General features: G+C 63.6%; 21 protein-coding genes. 9 read left to right on the forward strand and 12 right to left on the reverse strand.

Features of this window, described 5'->3' with window-relative positions; genetic code table 11:
- Nucleotides 1-3: 3 nt before the first annotated feature.
- From E8L99_RS22795 to E8L99_RS22810, 4 genes are all read right to left on the reverse strand, one after another.
- Complete coding sequence (locus tag E8L99_RS22795) at nt 4-675, reverse strand: tetratricopeptide repeat protein (protein WP_137101713.1); 672 nt, start codon at nt 673-675, stop codon at nt 4-6.
- Nucleotides 676-702: 27 nt separating this feature from the next.
- Nucleotides 703-828: a type B 50S ribosomal protein L36 gene (gene ykgO / locus E8L99_RS22800; protein ID WP_136959004.1), complete on the reverse strand. Its 126-nt coding sequence runs from the start codon at nt 826-828 to the stop codon at nt 703-705.
- A 150-nt stretch (nt 829-978) separates the two neighbouring features.
- Nucleotides 979-1,551 (reverse strand): HutD/Ves family protein, encoded by a 573-nt coding sequence (locus tag E8L99_RS22805; protein WP_137101714.1) that lies wholly within the window; start codon nt 1,549-1,551, stop codon nt 979-981.
- Between the two features lie 11 nt (nt 1,552-1,562).
- Nucleotides 1,563-2,645, reverse strand: coding sequence for a TRAP transporter substrate-binding protein (locus E8L99_RS22810; RefSeq protein ID WP_168201806.1), 1,083 nt, complete (start codon nt 2,643-2,645; stop codon nt 1,563-1,565).
- Nucleotides 2,646-2,938: 293 nt separating this feature from the next.
- On the opposite strand from E8L99_RS22810, the gene E8L99_RS22815 reads away from it, so the two are divergent.
- Complete coding sequence (locus tag E8L99_RS22815; RefSeq protein WP_168201807.1) at nt 2,939-3,394, forward strand: class I SAM-dependent DNA methyltransferase; 456 nt, start codon at nt 2,939-2,941, stop codon at nt 3,392-3,394.
- A 33-nt stretch (nt 3,395-3,427) separates the two neighbouring features.
- Nucleotides 3,428-5,008, forward strand: coding sequence for a peptide chain release factor 3 (locus E8L99_RS22820; protein ID WP_137101716.1), 1,581 nt, complete (start codon nt 3,428-3,430; stop codon nt 5,006-5,008).
- Here the strand turns inward: E8L99_RS22820 and E8L99_RS22825 are convergent.
- The 4 genes from E8L99_RS22825 to E8L99_RS22840 all read right to left on the reverse strand — a co-directional run bounded on the left by E8L99_RS22825 (nt 4,993) and on the right by E8L99_RS22840 (nt 8,574).
- On the reverse strand, nt 4,993-5,733 hold the full coding sequence (locus E8L99_RS22825; RefSeq protein ID WP_137101717.1) for an alpha/beta hydrolase: 741 nt from the start codon (nt 5,731-5,733) through the stop codon (nt 4,993-4,995). The two genes, E8L99_RS22820 and E8L99_RS22825, sit on opposite strands and share 16 nt — an antisense overlap.
- Before the next feature lie 212 nt (nt 5,734-5,945).
- A complete protein-coding gene (locus E8L99_RS22830; RefSeq protein ID WP_137101718.1) occupies nt 5,946-6,650 on the reverse strand; it encodes a hypothetical protein in 705 nt (234 codons plus the stop codon).
- Between the two features lie 98 nt (nt 6,651-6,748).
- Nucleotides 6,749-7,345 carry a protein-S-isoprenylcysteine O-methyltransferase gene (locus E8L99_RS22835; RefSeq protein WP_137101719.1) on the reverse strand — a complete coding sequence of 199 codons (597 nt, stop codon included), beginning with the start codon at nt 7,343-7,345 and terminating at the stop codon, nt 6,749-6,751.
- Nucleotides 7,342-8,574, reverse strand: coding sequence for a lipase family protein (locus tag E8L99_RS22840; RefSeq protein ID WP_137101720.1), 1,233 nt, complete (start codon nt 8,572-8,574; stop codon nt 7,342-7,344). The genes E8L99_RS22835 and E8L99_RS22840 overlap by 4 nt, the downstream gene beginning before the upstream one ends.
- A gap of 184 nt (nt 8,575-8,758) precedes the next feature.
- Between E8L99_RS22840 and E8L99_RS22845 the strand changes: the two genes are divergently transcribed.
- From E8L99_RS22845 to eutC, 5 genes are all read left to right on the forward strand, one after another.
- On the forward strand, nt 8,759-9,709 hold the full coding sequence (locus tag E8L99_RS22845) for a tripartite tricarboxylate transporter substrate-binding protein (RefSeq protein ID WP_315862560.1): 951 nt from the start codon (nt 8,759-8,761) through the stop codon (nt 9,707-9,709).
- Between the two features lie 127 nt (nt 9,710-9,836).
- The gene (locus E8L99_RS22850; protein WP_137101721.1) at nt 9,837-10,136 is read left to right on the forward strand and encodes a hypothetical protein; all 300 of its coding nucleotides are present in this window, start codon (nt 9,837-9,839) and stop codon (nt 10,134-10,136) included.
- A 67-nt stretch (nt 10,137-10,203) separates the two neighbouring features.
- Nucleotides 10,204-10,668, forward strand: a complete 465-nt coding sequence (nikR, locus tag E8L99_RS22855; protein ID WP_137101722.1) for a nickel-responsive transcriptional regulator NikR — start codon at nt 10,204-10,206, stop codon at nt 10,666-10,668.
- A 24-nt stretch (nt 10,669-10,692) separates the two neighbouring features.
- Nucleotides 10,693-12,075 carry an ethanolamine ammonia-lyase subunit EutB gene (locus E8L99_RS22860; protein WP_137101723.1) on the forward strand — a complete coding sequence of 461 codons (1,383 nt, stop codon included), beginning with the start codon at nt 10,693-10,695 and terminating at the stop codon, nt 12,073-12,075.
- 8 nt (nt 12,076-12,083) lie between these two features.
- Nucleotides 12,084-12,848 carry an ethanolamine ammonia-lyase subunit EutC gene (gene eutC, locus E8L99_RS22865; protein WP_391527504.1) on the forward strand — a complete coding sequence of 255 codons (765 nt, stop codon included), beginning with the start codon at nt 12,084-12,086 and terminating at the stop codon, nt 12,846-12,848.
- Between the two features lie 24 nt (nt 12,849-12,872).
- Here the strand turns inward: eutC and E8L99_RS22870 are convergent, their stop codons facing one another.
- A complete protein-coding gene (locus E8L99_RS22870; protein WP_215907033.1) occupies nt 12,873-14,231 on the reverse strand; it encodes a globin-coupled sensor protein in 1,359 nt (452 codons plus the stop codon).
- 346 nt (nt 14,232-14,577) lie between these two features.
- On the opposite strand from E8L99_RS22870, the gene E8L99_RS22875 reads away from it, so the two are divergent.
- Nucleotides 14,578-15,018 (forward strand): thiol-disulfide oxidoreductase DCC family protein, encoded by a 441-nt coding sequence (locus E8L99_RS22875; protein ID WP_215907034.1) that lies wholly within the window; start codon nt 14,578-14,580, stop codon nt 15,016-15,018.
- Between the two features lie 7 nt (nt 15,019-15,025).
- Here the strand turns inward: E8L99_RS22875 and E8L99_RS22880 are convergent, their stop codons facing one another.
- The 3 genes from E8L99_RS22880 to hemN all read right to left on the reverse strand — a co-directional run bounded on the left by E8L99_RS22880 (nt 15,026) and on the right by hemN (nt 17,452).
- Nucleotides 15,026-15,217: a CsbD family protein gene (locus E8L99_RS22880; RefSeq protein WP_137101726.1), complete on the reverse strand. Its 192-nt coding sequence runs from the start codon at nt 15,215-15,217 to the stop codon at nt 15,026-15,028.
- A 115-nt stretch (nt 15,218-15,332) separates the two neighbouring features.
- Entirely contained in the window at nt 15,333-16,055 is a 723-nt protein-coding gene (locus tag E8L99_RS22885) for a sulfite exporter TauE/SafE family protein (RefSeq protein ID WP_137101727.1), read from the reverse strand.
- A gap of 11 nt (nt 16,056-16,066) precedes the next feature.
- Nucleotides 16,067-17,452: an oxygen-independent coproporphyrinogen III oxidase gene (gene hemN / locus E8L99_RS22890; RefSeq protein WP_252511197.1), complete on the reverse strand. Its 1,386-nt coding sequence runs from the start codon at nt 17,450-17,452 to the stop codon at nt 16,067-16,069.
- Nucleotides 17,453-17,677: 225 nt separating this feature from the next.
- On the opposite strand from hemN, the gene ccoN reads away from it, so the two are divergent.
- Nucleotides 17,678-19,327 carry a cytochrome-c oxidase, cbb3-type subunit I gene (gene ccoN, locus E8L99_RS22895; protein ID WP_137101728.1) on the forward strand — a complete coding sequence of 550 codons (1,650 nt, stop codon included), beginning with the start codon at nt 17,678-17,680 and terminating at the stop codon, nt 19,325-19,327.
- The last annotated feature ends 2 nt before the right edge of the window (nt 19,328-19,329 follow it).

The following is a 19,329-nucleotide window of genomic DNA, read 5'->3' on the forward strand; positions in this document are numbered from 1 at the left end:
GGATCAGAGGTCGCGGCCGTCGACCTTCGGTTTGAGCCTGCGAATGATCTCCGGGATCCGCTCGATATGCGGATTGATCTCGATCGCACGCTGAAACGCGGTGAGTGCCGGTCGATCCTCGCCGAGTTGCTGGAAGATCATGCCGAGACCGACATAGGCGCCGAAATATCGGGGTTCGCGGGCGAGTACCTGCTCGAGATCGGCGACCGCCGCGCCATATTCCTTGCGGGCGAAATGGACGCTCGCGCGGCGGCTCCAGCCCTCCACATAGTCGGGATAGAGGTCGACCACGGTGTCAAGCAGCGCCAGCGACAGGTCGTGGTCGTTGCGCCGGTAGGCGTCGGTCGCGCGGGCCGTCAACAGATCGGCCGTGTCAGAGCCCGACTGCACCATCTGCGTGTCGATCTCGCGTTCGATCACGCGGGCCTGGCGGGGATCGGTCGCCTCGCGAAGGCGGGAATAGAGTTCGTCGAGTCGGCGTGCCCGCAGGGCTTCGAGAGAAGGCGCGACAAGATTGCCGACAGCCGGGGGGCGCTCGGCAGGCGGAGGGGGCGTCGGACCCGTGATCTGGGCCAGAGCCGAGCCGGAACCAATCGTCAGTGCAAACAGAAAAACCGCCGCGCGTGTCATGCCCCGAAGGTGAGGCAGGATACGCCGGCGGTCAACAGAGCGCATGATGACAGGCGCGTGAGCGCCAGCCAATCAGCCCTGACGCGCCTTGAAGCGCTTCTGGGTCTTGTTGATGATGTAGACGCGTCCCTTGCGACGGACGATCTGGTTGTCGCGATGGCGCGTGCGCAGCGACTTGAGCGAATTGCGGACCTTCATGGCGGCGATTCCCGAAAGAGAGACGCGAGGCAGACCGGGCTAGCCCGACGGTCACCGCGTCGAAAAGTTGAGGGGCGGGCTATACGGCGCCTGCCCCCGGCTTGTCAAGAATTTGGCGAGGAAAGACGCGCTTTCCCCCGGACAATGCCGTCAAGCAACATTCAGCAGGACGAGCGCAGCCCGCGCACCCGGTCCGGCAGCGATCTGGACAAGGCCGCGGCCTTCCAGCAGAGCCGTGAACCAAGGGCGGATCACCACGGGCGCCAGGCCTTCGCCAGTGAGTTGCCAATCACCTTCCAGAGCAACGAATGCCAGCACATCCGACGGATTGGGCTCGATCACTCCTTCCCCGCCAGTGACGATCTGAACATCGCCGGAAAAGGCGCCATCCCGCATGAGCAGGTTGAACGCGGTCGCAGGCGCGCCGCGTAACCGACAAAATGGCCCCGGCGCGCCGGCAAAGCGCGTCGGCTGGTCGCGATCGAGCGTTCGCGTGCCCTCAGCGGAGAAATCCAGGTGAACACCCGGGCCCTCCACGACGGTGAACACGCGCGTCACATCCGGGTAATGCGAGAACGGTCCGTCCTTCTCGATCGCCGCGGTGCCAATGCGCCAGTCGACATCGCCGTCAGGACCAAGCCTGACGGCGAAATCGGTGGCGGTTCCGCCGCCATTCTTCCACGGCGCCGTGACGTGGGTCGCCGGATCGATCAGCGTGATCATGCGTGGCAGCGTCACTGGGCGACGTAGCTGACGCCGCTGATCGGCGAGACAACGCGATTGTAGATCTCGCCGCAACGCGCGCCGCAACGCTTCACGAAGGCCGGCAGAACCACCTTGGTCAGGGCCTCGCGCAACAGCGCCACATCGGCAGGCGTTGCGCGGGTGACCACCATCGGCCGGTTGGTGACGACATGGCCGATCTTGCAGCCCGCGGCATTGCCGGAATTGCACTGGATGCCGTCCTCGGTGAGCTCAAGGCCGAGCTTCCACTGGGCTTCCTCGACTTCCTTCATGTAACCCTGGAGGAAGTCGCGCACAGGCGCATCGAGCCGGTTCCACCAGGCGAGATTGACCGCATAGGCGGCAATGCCCCACTGGATCGGCAGCGTGTAGAGGTGACGCGTCACCTCATACCAGCGCGCGCCATTGCCCGTCGCCGTGCCGGTGACGGCGCAATCGACGACGCCGCGCTCAAGCGCCGAATAGACCTCCGGGAAGCCGATGGCGACCGGCTGACCGCCGACCGACTGGATGAAATCGTTCTGCGAACCGCCGGGCGTGCGCACGCGCCTGCCCTTGAGATCGGCAAGGCTGGTGACCGGATCGCGGCAAAACAGCACCTGCGCCGGGAACGGATAGAAGGCGACGATCTTTACGCCGAACCGCTCAAGCTCCTGGTTGAGAATCGGCAGCATGGCCTCGGCGATCTTGCGCCCCTGCTCATGCGAGGTGTTCTGTCCCGACATGTCGATGATGTCGAGCAGCGGCACGTCACCGGCAACCGTCGGCAAGGCCATGCCGGCGAGATCGATCTGGCCGGCGCGCAGGACGCGGATGAGATCGGGACCGGTCAGGTTGCGCTCCGGCCAACTGGCTAGCGTCGTGGTGATGCGGCCGCCGGAACGCGCGCCGATCTGCTCACGCAGCATCGGAATATCGACGCGGGTATATTGCGGGATCGAGGGGGACAGCTGCGTCACCATCTGGATGGCGACAGGCGCGCCGGCAGGCGGCGGCGGCGTCTGGGCCTGGGATGGCGCGGCAAACAGCGCAAGCGACAACAGACCCACAAATCTTGATACCAATGTCGACATCAGCCATCTCCCAGCAACACAGGGCCCACGATAGGTGGCCTCACGAAGGGAAAGCAATGCCCGCGCACGCAGTGCATTTCCACAAAAGCGGGCAGCTTCCGAATGGGCCTGGCTGATGACGAGAGTGACCATCGCAGTGAATGACCATGCGGCTGGCATAGGCACGTTCTACGAGCGGCACGCACACGCGTTCGACCGGGCACGCGGCAGAGCCTTACTGGAGCATCGCCATCTTGCCGAGTTCGCATCCCGTACGCCGCCAGGGGCTTCAGTCCTCGACTGCGGTTTGCGGGATGGGCGAACCCATTGCCCGTCATCTCATCGACGCGGGGTTCCGTGTCACGGGCGTCGACATCGCGCAGGCGATGATCGATCTCTGCCGACAGCGGTTTCCCGGTCAGGCCTGGTTCCAGGCCGATATGCGGCACCTCGACCTTGGCCGCCGCTTTGACGGGCTGATCGCCTGGGACAGCTTCTTCCACCTGACGCGCGACGATCAGCGCGCCATGTTCCCGATCTTCGCGCGGCACGTTGTCCTCGGCGGCTGTCTCCTGTTCACCACTGGCCCGACGGACGGAGAGGTGATCGGGGAAGTGTTTGGTGATCCTCTCTTCCATGCGAGCCTTGCCGCCGACGAGTATAGGCAGCTGCTGGACAGGAACGGCTTTGCGGTCGTCAGCCACGTCGTCGAGGACCCGGACTGCGGATTTCACACCGTCTGGTGCGCCCGAAAGTGTCGCGACATTTGACCTTTCGTCCCCTGCACCGCTAAACCCCGCGCCATGACCTCAGCCGCCCCAACGCCCGCCTCGCGCCGGCGCACCTTCGCCATCATCTCGCACCCGGACGCCGGCAAGACGACGCTGACCGAAAAGCTGCTGCTGTTCGGCGGCGCAATCCAGCTGGCCGGCGAAGTGAGGGCCAAGCAGGGCCGCCGTCAGACCTCGTCGGACTGGATGGCGATCGAGCGCCAGCGCGGCATCTCGGTGGTCACCTCGGTGATGACGTTCGAATATGGCGGCTGCGTCTTCAATCTGCTGGACACGCCGGGCCACGAGGACTTCTCGGAGGACACCTACCGCACCCTGACGGCGGTGGACTCCGCCATCATGGTCATCGACGGGGCCAAGGGCGTCGAGGACCGCACGCGCAAGCTCGTTGAGGTCTGCCGCCTGCGCGACATCCCGATCATCACCTTCATCAACAAGATGGACCGCGAAAGCCGCGACCCCTTCGACCTGATGGACGATGTCGAGAAGGCGCTGGCCCTCGACACTGTGCCAATGACCTGGCCCATCGGTGTGGGCCGCGAATTCGCCGGCACCTATGACCTGGTGCACAATCACGTCCGCCGCATTGACCGCGACGAGGAGCCGATCAAGGTCAACGGGCCGGAAGCCGCCATCTTCGACGAGATGCTGCCGGTCGGCACCGATGCCTGGCGCGAGAGCGCGCTGCTCGCCAAGGAGGGCGCCAAGCCCTTCGACCTCGAGGCCTACCGCGAGGGCCACATGACGCCGGTCTATTTCGGCTCGGCGCTGCGCACCTTCGGCGTCCAGGACCTGATCGACGCGCTGATCGCCTATGCCCCGCCGCCGCGGGCTCAGGTGGCCGAGACACGCACCGTGCTCGCCGACGAGCCGAAAATGTCCGGCTTCGTCTTCAAGATCCAGGCGAACATGGATCCGAACCACCGCGATCGGATCGCCTTCCTGCGCGTCTGTTCGGGCAAACTGTCACGCGGGATGAAGGCCAAGCTGGTGCGCACCGGCAAGCCGATGCCGCTCAACGCCCCGCAATTCTTCTTCGCCAAGGATCGCCAGCTGGCCGAGGAAGCCTATGCCGGTGACATCGTCGGTATCCCCAATCATGGCACGCTCCGCATTGGCGACACGCTGACCGACGGGGAGGATATCGTCTTCAAGGGAGTGCCCAGCTTCGCGCCGGAACAGCTTCGCCGCGTCAAGCTGAAGGATGCGATGAAGGCGAAGAAGCTGCGAGAGGCGCTGCAGCAGATGGGTGAGGAAGGCGTTGTCCAGCTCTTCGTCCCGAACGATGGCTCACCCGCGATCGTCGGCGTCGTCGGCGCGCTGCAGCTCGACGTCCTGAAGGAGAGGCTCGCCGGCGAATATACGCTCCCGGTCGATTTCGACCCCTGCCAGTTCTCGGTCTGCCGCTGGATCACGTCCAGCGACCAGCAGGCGCTGAACAGCTTCATCGACAGCCATGGATCGTCCATGTCGCGCGACCTCGACGGCGCGCCGGTCTACATGGCGTCTAGCGCCTTTTCTCTCCGCTACGAGGAAGAGCGCGCGCCGGGCATCACCTTCTCGGCGATCAAGGACTATCAGCGCGCCGCCTGAGCCGCCGCAACGCGGGCCGGCCGGCCAGCCCGACGGTTCTGGCCGCCGCCGATCGCCTGCCCGACCCAGCCGATCACCTGCGCATGCAGGCGCGGATCCTTGTCGATATTGAAATGCGTGAGATTATTGGCCTGCCTCAGGTCAATATTCTCGATGCGGCCACGGAAGCTCGGTGCGGCCGAGAGCGCCGCGCCCCAGCCATTGTTCGACTGGTAGAAGTTGACGAAGCGGCGGGCACCACCGGAAACCTGCTGGCTGATTGTCGGATCGAAGGCAACCGCAAGCGCTACGCTGCCACCGTTCTGCGCAAGGAAATTCGAGATATCCGTAACAACATTGGCGCCCAGCGAATGGCCGATGATCACCGCCTGATGGCGACCGCCGGAAGCACGCTGGTTCGCCAGAATCTCCTGAGCAATCGACTGCCAGTTGCCATGTTCGTGGACCGTTGCCCGGTAGCCGCGCTGGTTGAGCTTGGCACCGAGGTCATCCATCCCCTGGGAAAAGACATTGGCGAGGCCACGGATCAGATAGATGCGCGAAGGAACCTGCCGGTTCTCGCGACCGGTCGCGGCCGTCAGATAACCGTTCCGTCCCATGGCATCACGAGCCATCTGGATCGCGCCACTCCCGTCGCTGTCGATGCTGGTCTGTGCGGTGGTCTGGCACCCCGCCATGACGATGCCGGAAACAAGCACGCCGAGAACGCCGAATTTCGACGACATGCGCATAGCCAACCCCAAACCTGATACCTGCCAGTGAATTCCCAACGCCGCTCCAGGGAAAAGGTGCCGGCTCGAATCCTGCGGCAAACCTGCCGCAACTATGGTTAACCCGATCTGAAGAGGCAGGCTCGGAGAGTGTCAATGGAAGCATGGCGCAATTGCTGGCCAGGCCGCATGTCGACGTTGCACTGTTGCCGGAATGCCGCGTTGGCTTAGGGGCGGCGCTGCGTCTGCGTGGTGGAGATAGTGTCCTGGATCGCACCGATCACGCGTTCGTGCACCTGTGGGTCCCGGTCGATCGTGAAATGCGTGAGGTGTTCCATGGCTTTGAGGTCGACGTTCTCGACCCGTCCACCCTGCCCAGGCGCTGCCGCCACACTGCGTCCCCAACCATTGTCTGACTGGTAGAAATTCACGAAACGTTTGGTGCCACCGGTGACGGCAAGGTCGACCGTTGGGTCGAAGGTCACCGCGAGGTCCGCCGATAGGCCTCGGTTTGCGAGGCCATTGACGACCGCAACAACCGAATTGGCACCCAGCGAATGGCCGATCACGATGGCGTGGGAGCGGCCACCTGACGCCCTCGTTTCCGCGCTGATCATCTCGATGATCCGCGCATGGTCATCGTAGGGATGAACACTGGTGTTGTAGCCGAGTGCATTCAGCTTGACGGAGAGGTGGTCGACGCCTTCGGAAACGGTCTGGGCAAGCCCGCGCAACAGATAGACATGCGTCCCCTCGGTCGATGGCGTACGTCGTCCTCGACCCAGATCGGCCGCATCGGTGCGCAACGTGAAATCGCGCGCCGGGCTGGCCTGCTGGCGATCCGCACCGATGACGCCCGCCGCCTGGCAACCGCCCAGCGCCAAGACCATGGCGATCACGCAGCCTCGGCCAAACATCATGCGCTTACTCACACTGAAGATCCGCAGTGACCCCGTTTGCCCCGATTGCCGCGCAACCAGACCTGGCCACCGGGAACATCGGTGTCATCAAAGACAGACGTGCTTGCCAGTCAATGAACGAAGGGGATGATTCGCTTCGTTCGGTCAGCATATTCGGCATAGTGTTGCCCGAAGGCCTCGTGCATCATTCGTTCCTCGCGGGCGATGCGGAAGCAGTAGAGCGTTCCGAAACCGATCAGCCCGGCCGGCCCGACGATCAGGTTCTGCAGCAAGAGAAGCTGGGCCAGCCCCCACAGAAAGAACGCCGAATACATCGGGTGCCGAACCAGCCGATAGACGCCATGCGTGACCAGAGTATGGCCTTCGCGCAACTCGAGCGTCTGCGACCAGTTGCGTCCCAGCTGCCTGTGGGTCGCCAGGAACAGGGCAAGCGCCGCGACAAAAATGAGGGCTCCGAGCCAGGCGGCAGCTGGAGAAAAATCAAAATCGGCAAAACGCAGGAAACCAAGGCGACGCGTCAGACAATAGGCGATCGGGATCATCCCAAGCCCGGCAAGCGAAATCAGCAACAGCACGCGCTCCTGCCGGTCGACCGAACTGACCTCGATCTTGTTCTTCCGCTTGTTCCGTATCTCGTGGGGAATGCGGATGGCGCCCCACGCCACCACACCTGCCAGGAAGATCATCTCAGCAAGAAATCTCGTCATGACGCAGCCAACCCGGGTCGTGTGGAGTCCAAGCGCGCCGTCGCCCCCGCCAGCGAGCCATCCGCTCCGAGCGCTCCAGGGAGCTTCTCGCCGTCATGGACAATTGCAGCGAAGGGAAACGGGCCGCAGCAGATCATGTGGAAGTCGTAGCGATAGCGCTGCTCGTTGCCCATCACGTACTGACGGTGCACCCGCAACAGATTGCCGCGGAAGCGGCCCCAGGTCTCCGCCGACAGCATGCGCGACAGGCGGATACGCTGGCCGATAGGCTTGGTCTTCGTCGACAGGCCAAGCGTCTCGACCGTGTTGCGCTTGTAGAACGAGATGAAATCGACGTGGCTGTCGAACTCGGCCCAGGTGATGTCCTCGGCGTCGGCAACATCCTTGACGGAAGCCCGCAACCAGCCTGCCGCCGGATGGAGGGCGATCTTCAGCGTCGACGAACCGACGCCGGCAAGCCCGAGCCGAATACCGTGGCGACCCAGGTCAGGGTTGAGCCGGAGCGCCCGTGCCAGACTGTCAATCATCCAGGCAGCGCCCAGACTATGTGCGACGATCACCACCTCATCGACGTCGCCTGCAGCCACCCCCTCGGCGATCTCACGGGCAAAGGCTTCGGCTCTCGTGGCGATCGACGGCCGGGCTTCGCGGATCATGTCCCGCGCGAATATCCAGTCGTTCAGCATGTAGTCGATGTGGAAGCGGCGCCCAGGATACGCCATCAGCCCCATAAACACGGCAACGGCAATCGCGGGTTCGACAATAAGGGGGAAAGGCAGCCGCAACCATGACCACAGCGAAGCCCCCAGAATGGCAACCAGCGAGAACAATGCCAACAGCAGCGCGGGATAACCGGCAAACAGTGAATAGCGCCAATAGGTCTTGATGTAGCGCCAGAACGTCCCTGTGAAGAGAATGTCTGCGGCTGCACGGCCATAGAGTCCGAGCCGTTTCCAGATCGGCTGCGCGACATCCTCGGCGATCACGTCATCCCAGCAAAGCAGCCGGACATCGGTGTCGGTCTGCCAGTCAGGCCCCGCGACCGCTACGTGCCACGACGCGACCGGTCGGCTGGCGTCCCGCGTCATCGGCGATACAGTCGCGGCCAGGGACCAGGTTTTCTCGAAGCGGCGGATCTCGCGGTCGAAACGATGATGATGGGCCGCTGCGTCGAGCGGCTCATAGCCCGTCAGGAGATAGACGCGACGCTTTCTGATCGGAATCGACATGGACCTCGTGAGGGTTACAGGGACGGCGGTGATGCCACGTCACAGCCAAATCCGCCAGTCGCAACTCGGTTCATCTTGAGGACAAGACGCCATGCTTTGAACGATCGGCCGATATCCTCTCCCCGGGCGTGTCGGCTAGTCTCCCCAGCGCAGCCGCCTAGGGCCGCACCTCTACGGGAGCACCATGATGATCCGCGCGGCTGCAGCACTCGTCGTAGCGTGCCTGTCCCCAGCGGCATTCGCAGAGGAGTCCTATCCCGCGCGGCCGGTGACCATGGTCGTGCCTTTTGCCGCCGGCGGCACCTCGGACGTCATCGCGCGGGTGGTCGCCGAAGAACTCAGCCGCAATCTCGGCCAACGAGTCGTCACCGAGAATGTCGCCGGCGCGGGCGGCACCCTGGCCCTCAGTCGCGTGGCGCGAGCCGCGCCCGACGGCTACACGATCGCCATCGGCAATACCGGGACCAACGCTGCCGCCTATTCCATCTACACGGACCTGCGCTACGCTCCCGAAGCTTTCATCGCCGTGGGGCTGGTCGCCAAGACCTCGCCGCTTCTCGCCATCAGGCGCAATCACGAGGCGACTACGCTGACCGAATTCGTCACCTATGCGAAGGCCAATCCGGGTCGCGTGACGCTCGGCCACGCAGGGGTCGGCTCTTCCAATTACCTGATCTGCCGGAGCTTCGTGCGCGCGGCCGGCATCGACGTGACACTCGTCAGCTATCGTGGGGCGGCACCGGCGCTCTATGACCTGCTCGCCGGCCAGATCGACGGCGTCTGCGACGCGGCTACTTCGCTTGCGCCCAATGTCCAGTCCGGTGCGGTCAGGGCGCTGGCCGTCGCTGCCACGACGCGGCTCGCCAACCTGCCCGATGTCCCGACATCGGCGGAGGCTGGATTGTCCGCCTTCCAGGCCCAGGGGTGGAATGGCATCTTCGTGCCGGCTGGAACGCCGGCGAATATCGTCGACCGGTTGAACCGGGCAACCCGCGCCGCAGTCGCGAGCGAAGCGCTGCAGAAGCGCTTCGGTGAACTGGCATCGAACGTCCCGGGACCAGACGAGCTGGCGCCCGAGGCCCTCGCCCGGCTGGTGCCCGCCGAGATCGCCAAGTACAGGGCATTGCTGGACTAAGCCTGTCGCCCGCTTCGCAATTCGACCTCCGGCATCTGGCCGCGGCCGACAATCTTGGGCATAGTGCATCGGGAAGGTCGATCGTCCAGACCGCCGGACACAAGGCGACAGGGTGGAGCGGCAGCTGATGAACATCAGCGAGGATGGATCAGGTTCGGGCGGACCGGGCAGCACGCCCAAAGGGCCCAGCTGGCGGCGCGCGCACCCCCGTGACTCCGATCCGGAATTCCGCCGTGGCTTCAATGCCTGGGATGAGCGCGTGCGCATGCGGCAGAACATTGCCGCGGCGATTGCCGTGGTTCTGTTGGGGGTCGCCACCTACGTGGTGTTCGAAAATCTCCGTGTCACCACCCGCACGCTGGTCTGCATCGAAGCCGGACATCGCAATTGCATCCCGCTCGACATCAAGCGATCTGGCGACCGCTGAAACGCAACATTCGCATCCGGTAGCCAGACTGCGCTAGGCTCGCCGTACGGCAGGCCTGGAGGCGGACGTGCAGCGCATCACCATCAGCATCGACGATGCCCTCCTGGAGACAGTCGACCGGCTTGGCCGCCAGCGCGGCTACCAGAGCCGTTCGGAAGCCATGCGCGACATCGTCCGCGAGGCGGCGGTCGCCGACGGATCGGTGATGGCGGGCGACGCGCCTTGCATGGCGACCCTCACCTTTGTCTTCGAACACGAGACCCGAGACCTAGCGCGCCGGCTGACCCTTGCCCAGCACGATCACCACGAGCTCTCGGTCTCGACATTGCATGTCCATGTCGATCATCGCGATTGCCTGGAGGTCATGGTGCTCAGGGGAACGGTCTATCAGGTGAAGGCATTCGCCGATGCGGTGATCACCCAGCGCGGCGTCCGCCACGGCAGCCTCCATCTCATTCCGATTGATTCGGGAGAGGGGCACGGCCACCCGCATTTGCATGGCCATGGCGCCCATCAGCATCATCAAGGGTAATACAGGCAGGCAGAGCATCGCATCATGGGCTATCGCATATCGGTTGGAACGCGGACCTACAGCTTTGCGGACCTCAGGGATCTGATGGCGAAGGCTACCCCGCTCAGATCAGGCGACGTGCTAGCCGGAATTGCCGCCTCGACGGCCGAGGAGAATGTCGCGGCGAAGATGGCTCTCGCCGATGTGCCGCTGAAGACGTTCCTTACCGAAGCGCTGGTGCCCTACGAAGCCGATGAAGTGACGCGCCTCATCATGGACAGCCACGACGGCGCGGCTTTCGACAGCATCTCTCACCTGACCGTCGGGGACTTTCGCAACTGGCTTCTGTCCGACCAGGCTGATGCCGCAACCCTTGCCAGCATAGCGCCGGGCGTCACGCCGGAAATGGCCGCGGCGGTCTCCAAGGTCATGCGCAATCAAGACCTGATTCTGGTTGCGCGAAAGTGCCGGGTCGTCACCAGCTTTCGCAACACGATCGGGCTGCCGGGGACGATGGCGGTGCGGCTGCAGCCGAACCACCCGACCGATGATGCCAAGGGCATCATGGCCTCGACCATCGACGGCCTGCTCTACGGCACGGGCGATGCGGTGATCGGCATCAATCCGGCATCCGACAGTCTGCCGGTAATCGGCGACCTGCTGAAACTGCTCGACGAGCTCATCCAGCGCTTCGCGATTCCAACGCAAGCTTGCGTCCTGACACATGTCACGAGCTCGATCGCACTGATCGAGCGAGGCGCGCCCGTCGATCTGGTGTTCCAGTCGGTTGCCGGCACCGAGGCAGCCAATGCCTCGTTCGGCGTCGATCTCAAGGTGCTGCGCGAGGGCATGGATGCCGGCCGCTCGCTGAAGCGCGGAACGGTGGGCGACAATGTCATGTATTTCGAGACTGGCCAGGGGTCGGCTCTCTCGGCCAATGCTCATCATGGTGTCGATCAGCAGACGCTGGAGGCACGCGCCTACGCGGTTGCTCGCGCCTTCGAGCCCCTGCTCGTCAACACTGTGGTCGGCTTCATCGGTCCGGAATATCTTCATGACGGCAAGCAGATCACCCGCGCCGGCCTCGAGGACCATTTCTGCGGCAAGCTCATGGGCCTGCCTCTCGGTTGCGACATTTGCTACACCAACCACGCTGAGGCCGACCAGGACGACATGGATGGACTCCTGACGCTGCTCGCAGCAGCCGGCGTGACCTACATCATGGGCGTACCCGGCGCCGACGACGTCATGCTGAACTACCAGTCGACCTCGTTTCATGATCAGCTCTATGTCCGCGACCTCCTCGGGCTGAAGCGCGCGCCGGAATTCGAAGCCTGGCTCTTCACCCAAGGGGTCACCAGTGCTGACGGCAGGTTGAAACCCCAGTCTGGCACCCACCCCTTGCTCACTGCGGGGTCAGGCTCGTGACCAGTCCGATCAGCACCGATAGCTGGCGCAATCTCGGCGTGGCGACCCCTGCCCGCATCGCGTTGGGCCGGGCAGGCCCCGCACTACCAACGGCAGCAGTTCTCGAATTTGCGATGGCTCATGCAAGAGCCCGGGATGCCGTCCACGCGGTGCTGGACAGGCCGCGCCTGGACGCCGACATCGATGCTCTCGGCCTGGCATGCCTTCATGTCTGTTCAGCGGCCGCGTCTCGAGATGCTTATCTCGTCCGCCCGGATCTCGGTCGCCGTCTGGCGCCCGGCTCCCACGAGCATCTGGTGGCAAGGTTGGAGGGACCGGTCGATATCGCGCTGATCGTTGCTGACGGCCTGTCGGCGCATGCGGTGCAGAGCCACGCCCCGTCCATGCTCGGTCATCTGCTCCCCGCCTTTGCCCGCGAAGGCTGGAGCCACTCAGCCCTCATCGTCGCCCATCAGGGGCGGGTGGCTCTCGGCGACGAGATCGGCGAACTTTGCAAGGCCCGCATCACGGTCATGATGATTGGCGAAAGGCCAGGCCTGTCATCGCCGGACAGCCTCGGCCTCTACCTGACCTTCTCACCGCGTATCGGCCGGCATGATGGCGAGCGCAACTGCATCTCCAATGTCAGAGGCGGCGGCCTCGGCTATGAGGTCGCCGCCTTCAAGGCGGTATGGTTGATCCGGGAGGCACTCAGCCGGCAATTGACCGGCGTCGCGCTCAAGGATGAGAGCGACGCCCTGCTGCCCAGCCGTCCTGCCGACGTTCTGCCGTGAGAATGTTCATACGGCAGTCCGCAGTTACGCGGCCTTGATCGTCTCGAAGAACCGGTCGATCTCCCGCCGCAGAAGCGCGGACTGCTTGGACAACTCGTCAGCCGAGGTCAGGACGGCGGTTGATGTCGAAGCCGTTTCAGATGCCGCCTGACTGACACCGGAGATGTTGCTGGAGACCTCCTGCGTGCCGTGCGCGGCCTCCTGAACGTTGCGCGCGATCTCCTGCACGGCAGAATCTTGCTGTTCGACGGCGAGCGCGACGGCCGATGCGATACGGCTGATTTCCTCGATCGTCGATGCGATCTCCGTGATCGCCCCAACAGATTTCTGCGTCACTGTCTGGATCGCAACCACTTGCTGGCTGATGTCGTCGGTGGCCTGAGCCGTCTGGCTGGCAAGGCTCTTCACTTCGGAGGCCACCACCGCGAAGCCGCGTCCTGCCTCCCCGGCACGGGCCGCCTCGATCGTCGCGTTGAGCGCGAGCAGATTGGTCTGCGAGGCAATATTGGCGATCAGATTGATGACATCGCCGATCTTCTGCGCGGTCTCGGCCAGGCCATTGATGACAAACCGCGACTCGTTGGCCTGGGTGACAGCCTGGTTGGCAATCCGAGTGGATTGCTGCACCTGACGCCCAATCTCCTGGACCGAACTGGCCAGTTCCTCGGTCGCAGCAGCTACCGTCTGCACGTTGGAGGCCGATTCCTCAGACGCCGCCGCGACTGCAGTCGACTGCCGCGTCGTCTCCTCGGCATTGGCCGCGAGGCTGCCGGCTGTCGATTGCAACGAGCTTGCGGCATTGCCGACTGTCGCCAAAGACGTCGACATCATTCCATTGAAGTCCGCGATGGCGCTGGTCAGCTTGTCCTGACGCCTCTGCCGGTCGGCCAGCATCTCTTCCTGATAGACGGAAATGGCGATGTCCATGTCGATCATGACGGCAGAATTGACTGCGACCAGCACGGCCGAAAGCTTCGCCGGCCGCCACTTGTAGGTGCTGACCGCGAGCATGCTCAGGTGTGCCAGCACGAAATTGTAACCGCCGATATACCAACGAGGCTCCAGCCCGATCTTGTTGTGGATTCGCCCGATGGTGCGCACGCTTTGCATGTAGGCGTCATCAAATTTGCCGCCGAACAATCGTGCCCAATGGCTCGACTGGGCCGTCTTCAGGCGGGGCACATCGCTGCCGAGCATCTTGGCCAGTTGCTGCTCTGCCATGACATGGCGATAGAACGCCTCAAGGACCTCAGGCAGGCGGGGTTCGACAACCTTCCAGAACTCACGCAGATGCTCGCTCGTCGCGGCATCGATCCGCATGAATCGCATACGCGTCGTACGGTCGCCTTCACCGGTCTGGGCCTGCAAATGGTTGACTGTCACGGTCCCCTCCTCATCCGCTTAGGGATGTCGCTTGAGTGCTCAACCTCGGGGGCGGGCTGACGCTCTGGCAGCGTGGCTCATTGATTGAGGCCACACGTGTATTCACGCACCAAGGCTGATTCAGTTCGGTTAATTTTACGCTAACGATACAACTAATGGTTTATCTCTATATGACATTGCAAACCTGCAAAATGAGAGACTCGGTTGAGGACACGCTGCGCCGTGACCACCAGCGCAACCGCAAACAGCCAAGCTTCCGGTCAAAACCGGGCTGCACTATCCTGTGCGCATGACAAGGTCGCCCACGCCTCAACCACCTGTTGCAGATCGAGATGTCGATGCCCTCATGGTGTTTGACGGACTATGCGGCTTCTGCTCGGACTCGGTGCGGATGGTGTTGAAGATGGACGCCCGGGGCATCGTGTCCTTCACGCCGATCCAGTCGCCTTACGGGCGCCTTCTGTGCACACGCTACGGCCTCGACCCAGACGATCCCTCGACCTTCCTGTTCATCGATCGGGGCCGCCTGCATGTTGAAAGCAATGCGATCCTCGCACTGATGGCACGTATGCAGCGGCCTTGGAGATGGCTCGCCTATCTGTCAGTCGTTCCGCGATCCTGGCGCGATGCCGCCTACCGCACGATCGCGCGCAACCGCTATCGGCTGCGTGGCCGACTCGCCGCCTGCATGGTCCCCGATGCGGCTCTCCGTGCCAGGTTCATCGAGGCCATTCCGCCCGATCAAACGAAAAGGGCGGCCGCAGGGCCGCCCTCCTGTTCGATGTGATCGGCCCTCAGGCCTTGTCGACGACATCCTTGACCTTGTCCTTGGCCTTGCCGATCGCCTGTTGGGCCTCACCCTTCTTTTCCTGGGCGAGACCACGGACCTGCATCTCGGTATTGCCGATGGCCTTGCCGGCCGCCTGACGCACGTTACCGGCGGCCTCGTTGGCGATGCCCTTGGCCTTGTCGCTCATGCTACCCATGGCAGTGATCCTTCTCTCGAAGCTGCGGAATTGTTCAGCGAGAGACAAACGCGGGATCTCGAAAATGGTTTCACGATAATCGAAGCCACGACGCAGTCGCACCACGGCCGCGCGCTTAAAAGCGTGGCAGGCAGAGCATGGAATTGGAGCCGGTCAGGAACACCGAGGCGACCCCGAAGCCTGCGATCAGAAGCCCGATGACCACCATCGTCGAGGGGTTCTGCGCAAGGCCTCGGATCGAGACAAGCCCGAGCGCCGTCCCGATCACCGCAGGCAGAGTGCCCAGGCCAAAGCCCAGCATCAGGCTCATGCCGCCGGCTCCGGTACCTGTCAGCATCGCCGTCAGGAGTGCGCCATAGACCATCGCGCAGGGAAGAAAGCCCCAGAGCACGCCGGTGCCAACGGCAGCGGCGGTGCCGAACCCGGCATGGCGGCCCGACAGGGTCATGATCGTCGTGCCGATTGGTCCTGCGAGCCTGCTGAATACCATCGGGGCCGGTAGCAGTCCGGCGGTCGACAAACCGACCCAGATCAGCGTTGCCGCACTCGCCAGGTGGATCATCCGGAAGGCCGCTGCCTGATCAAATGCGGCCGCAAAGCCGGACCCGAACAGGCCAAGCACGCCACCAGCCGCGCAATAGGCGAGAATGCGGCCAGCCTGAGTGAGCAGCAGCGTTCTGGTCCGCTGCCGCGCGCTGCCGTCGGGATGGGCGGTGAACATCACGGCGGATGCGATGCAACCGCACATTCCGGCGCAGTGCAGGCTTGATGCAAAGCCCATCAGCATGCCGGCCACGACCAGCATTGGGGGCAAGAGGCCCGCTCCGATAATGTCCATGACGAGAGGCCTCAGACTGCTGCAGAGTGCCGGCCGGCCTTGGCGAGATGGGCGTCAAAGATCGACGCGACCACGCGCACGAACGGCTGGCCCGGCTCGAGCACCCTGATCTTGCGACCATCGCGGGAAACCAGACCCTCCCGCTCGAGCGGCTGCAGCCTTTCGAGATCATCATCGAACAGCGCCGGCGCGAAGCCGAACTGGTCAGCCGTTGCCGCGAGATCGGTCCCGAAGCCGCACATCAACTGCTCGATGACCGCCGCCCGCATGCGATCTTCCTGCGAAAGGGCGAGACCGCGCACTGTTGCCGGCAGACCCTGATCGATCGCCCGCTGATAGCCGGCAATATCGGGGGCGTTCTGCACATAGCCCTGAGGCAGCTTGCCGATCGCCGAGGCACCGAGCCCAATCAGGGCGTCGGCATCATCCACGCTGTAGCCTTGGAAGTTGCGCTTGAGGTGACCACCTTCGGCCGCCGACACCAGCGTATCGTCAGGCAAGGCGAAATGATCGAGCCCGATGGCCCGGTATCCCATCGCAACCAACGCCTGGCGTGCGGCCGAGGCCTGGCCGAACCGGCCGTTAGGATCGGCCAGAGCTTTGTCATCGATCAGCCGCTGGTGTGTCTTGAACCATGGCACGTGGGCATAGCCGAAGAGGGCGATCCGGTCAGGCCCAAGCTTTGTCGCCCGCACGATCGTGTCGAGAAGGTCTGCTTCGGACTGATGCGGCAGGCCATACATGAGGTCGAAGCTGATGGCATCGATGCCGGCGGACCGCAGATGATCGACAGCCGCAGCAACCGTCTCGTAAGGCTGGATCCGGCCGATCGCCGTCTGCACATGCGGATTGAGATCCTGCACGCCGAGGCTCGCCCGGTTGACGCCGATGCGGGCAAGGTCGCGCCCAAGCTCGCGCGTCACCTGCCGCGGATCGAGCTCGATCGCATGTTCCGCGCCTTCCGCCAGTCCGAAGCGCAACGCAATCCGTTCAACGACTGCGGCCAGGCCTTCCGACCGCAGCATTGTCGGTGTTCCACCGCCCCAGTGCAGATGGCGCACGCGTCGCGCCGTGGTCAGGCCGGCGATCAGATCGATCTCCGCGATCAGGCGGTCGCGATAGGCGTCGACGGGCTCATGCTTGCGCACCACCTTCGTGTGGCAACCGCAATAGGCGCACATCGCGGCGCAGAAGGGCACATGCAGGTAAAGTGAGAGTGTCGTGCACGGCGACAGTTGCGAGAGCCAGTTTCGGTAGGTCGCCGGATCGACGGCCGGGCCAAAATGCGGCGCCGTGGGATAAGAGGTGTAGCGAGGCACCATCTGCTCGGCGAGTTCGATACGAGCTGACGTCAGATCAGAAGGCGGAAGCTGGATGGTGTGGGTCAGTCGGGTCATGGGGGCGGACCGTTCGATGGGCGGCGAGGGTTCGCCACGTTGTCCACAAGGACACTCTCTCCGGCAGAACTCCGCGTTGATCAGGATCAAGTCAGCCCAGTCACCGACCACCAAATCGCGCCGGGTTGATTGAGATCAATGTGGCGAAATTCGGTCGTGCCAATGGTCCGGGATGATGCAGTCGGATTCCCGTCTGCGTCCCGAAACAGACGCGCGAGACCCGCGATGACACCTGCATCAGCCCAAAAATCACTCACCTTCACGGAGATCGGTTCCGCCCTTGCGTTCGCCGCGACAGCGCTCTTGTGCATCGTCGTCGCGGCGGGATCGGTCGATAGCGGTTACACCTTCCACGTGACGCTCGGAGCGATCGCCTCGATCGCTGCCGTCATCGCAATCTTCAACCGCTACATGGCGCGTCCTGCATCGATACCGCAGGAGATCGACGGCAAGCCCAACTACAATATGGAGCCGGTCAAGTTCGCCGTTGTGGCGGCCGTCTTCTGGGGCATCGCTGGCTTTACGGTCGGTCTTGTGATCGCAAGCCAACTTGCCTGGCCGGTGCTCAACCTCGATCTTCCCTGGACCAATTTCGGTCGTCTGCGTCCGTTGCACACCTCGGCAGTGATCTTCGCCTTCGGTGGCAACGTGTTGCTCGCGACCTCGTTCTACGTGGTCCAGAAGACCAGCCGAGCGCGCCTCGCAGGCGTGATCGCGCCGTGGTTCGTCATCCTCGGCTACAACTTCTTCATCCTCATCGCCGGCACCGGCTATCTGCTCGGTATCACGCAGGGCAAGGAATACGCCGAGCCCGAGTGGTATGCCGATCTCTTCCTGACCATCGTCTGGGTCACCTATCTCCTGGTGTTCCTGGCAACGCTCTGGAAGCGCAAGGAACCCCACATCTTCGTGGCGAACTGGTTCTACCTGGCCTTCATCGTGACGATCGCCGTGCTCCATCTCGGCAACAATGCCGCGATCCCGGTCTCGATCTACTCGCCGAAGAGCTACATCGTCTGGTCGGGCGTCCAGGACGCCATGTTCCAGTGGTGGTACGGCCATAACGCGGTCGGCTTCTTCCTGACCGCCGGCTTCCTCGCCATCATGTATTATTTCGTTCCGAAGCGCGCCGAGCGGCCGATCTATTCCTACCGGCTGTCGATCGTCCACTTCTGGGCCCTGATCTTCCTCTACATCTGGGCCGGCCCGCACCATCTGCACTACACCGCCCTGCCCGACTGGGCGCAGACGCTGGGCATGACCTTCTCCATCATGCTGTGGATGCCCTCGTGGGGCGGCATGATCAACGGCCTCATGACGCTCTCGGGCGCCTGGGACAAGCTCCGGACCGACCCCGTGCTCCGCCTCATGGTCGTGTCGCTTGCCTTCTACGGCATGTCGACCTTCGAGGGGCCGCTCATGTCGATCAAGGCGGTCAACTCGCTCTCGCACTACACGGACTGGACCATTGGCCACGTGCATTCCGGCGCGCTCGGCTGGGTCGCCTATGTCTCGTTCGGCGCGATCTACTGCCTCGTGCCGTGGCTGTGGAAGAAGAAGGAGCTCTACTCGCTCCGCCTGGTCGACTGGCACTTCTGGGTCTCGACCATCGGCATCGTCTTCTACATCTCGGCGATGTGGGTTGCCGGCATCATGCAGGGCCTGATGTGGCGCGCCTACACCGCGCTCGGCTTCCTCGAATATTCGTTCATCGAGACGGTCGACGCGATGCATCCATACTACGTGATCCGTGCTCTCGGCGGCGCCCTGTTCGTCGTCGGCTCGCTGATCATGGCCTACAACCTGATCATGACGGTGCGCCAGGGCGAGGCTGCTGAAGCCGAACCCATGCCCGCCCTCGTTCCGGCCGAGTGAGG

The organism is Phreatobacter aquaticus (assembly GCF_005160265.1).
Lineage (GTDB): Bacteria > Pseudomonadota > Alphaproteobacteria > Rhizobiales > Phreatobacteraceae > Phreatobacter > Phreatobacter aquaticus.

What these genes read in the sequence shown, in the direction of transcription:
- E8L99_RS22795 (WP_137101713.1), bottom strand. Translation starts at nt 675, where the DNA reads ATGCGCTCTGTTGACCGCCGGCGTATCCTGCCTCACCTTCGGGGCATG.
- ykgO (WP_136959004.1), bottom strand. Translation starts at nt 828, where the DNA reads ATGAAGGTCCGCAATTCGCTCAAGTCGCTGCGCACGCGCCATCGCGAC.
- E8L99_RS22805 (WP_137101714.1), bottom strand. Translation starts at nt 1,551, where the DNA reads ATGATCACGCTGATCGATCCGGCGACCCACGTCACGGCGCCGTGGAAG.
- E8L99_RS22810 (WP_168201806.1), bottom strand. Translation starts at nt 2,645, where the DNA reads ATGTCGACATTGGTATCAAGATTTGTGGGTCTGTTGTCGCTTGCGCTG.
- E8L99_RS22815 (WP_168201807.1), top strand. Translation starts at nt 2,939, where the DNA reads ATGGGCGAACCCATTGCCCGTCATCTCATCGACGCGGGGTTCCGTGTC.
- E8L99_RS22820 (WP_137101716.1), top strand. Translation starts at nt 3,428, where the DNA reads ATGACCTCAGCCGCCCCAACGCCCGCCTCGCGCCGGCGCACCTTCGCC.
- E8L99_RS22825 (WP_137101717.1), bottom strand. Translation starts at nt 5,733, where the DNA reads ATGTCGTCGAAATTCGGCGTTCTCGGCGTGCTTGTTTCCGGCATCGTC.
- E8L99_RS22835 (WP_137101719.1), bottom strand. Translation starts at nt 7,345, where the DNA reads ATGACGAGATTTCTTGCTGAGATGATCTTCCTGGCAGGTGTGGTGGCG.
- E8L99_RS22840 (WP_137101720.1), bottom strand. Translation starts at nt 8,574, where the DNA reads ATGTCGATTCCGATCAGAAAGCGTCGCGTCTATCTCCTGACGGGCTAT.
- E8L99_RS22845 (WP_315862560.1), top strand. Translation starts at nt 8,759, where the DNA reads ATGATGATCCGCGCGGCTGCAGCACTCGTCGTAGCGTGCCTGTCCCCA.
- E8L99_RS22850 (WP_137101721.1), top strand. Translation starts at nt 9,837, where the DNA reads ATGAACATCAGCGAGGATGGATCAGGTTCGGGCGGACCGGGCAGCACG.
- E8L99_RS22860 (WP_137101723.1), top strand. Translation starts at nt 10,693, where the DNA reads ATGGGCTATCGCATATCGGTTGGAACGCGGACCTACAGCTTTGCGGAC.
- E8L99_RS22875 (WP_215907034.1), top strand. Translation starts at nt 14,578, where the DNA reads ATGGTGTTTGACGGACTATGCGGCTTCTGCTCGGACTCGGTGCGGATG.
- E8L99_RS22880 (WP_137101726.1), bottom strand. Translation starts at nt 15,217, where the DNA reads ATGGGTAGCATGAGCGACAAGGCCAAGGGCATCGCCAACGAGGCCGCC.
- E8L99_RS22885 (WP_137101727.1), bottom strand. Translation starts at nt 16,055, where the DNA reads ATGGACATTATCGGAGCGGGCCTCTTGCCCCCAATGCTGGTCGTGGCC.
- hemN (WP_252511197.1), bottom strand. Translation starts at nt 17,452, where the DNA reads ATGACCCGACTGACCCACACCATCCAGCTTCCGCCTTCTGATCTGACG.
- ccoN (WP_137101728.1), top strand. Translation starts at nt 17,678, where the DNA reads ATGACACCTGCATCAGCCCAAAAATCACTCACCTTCACGGAGATCGGT.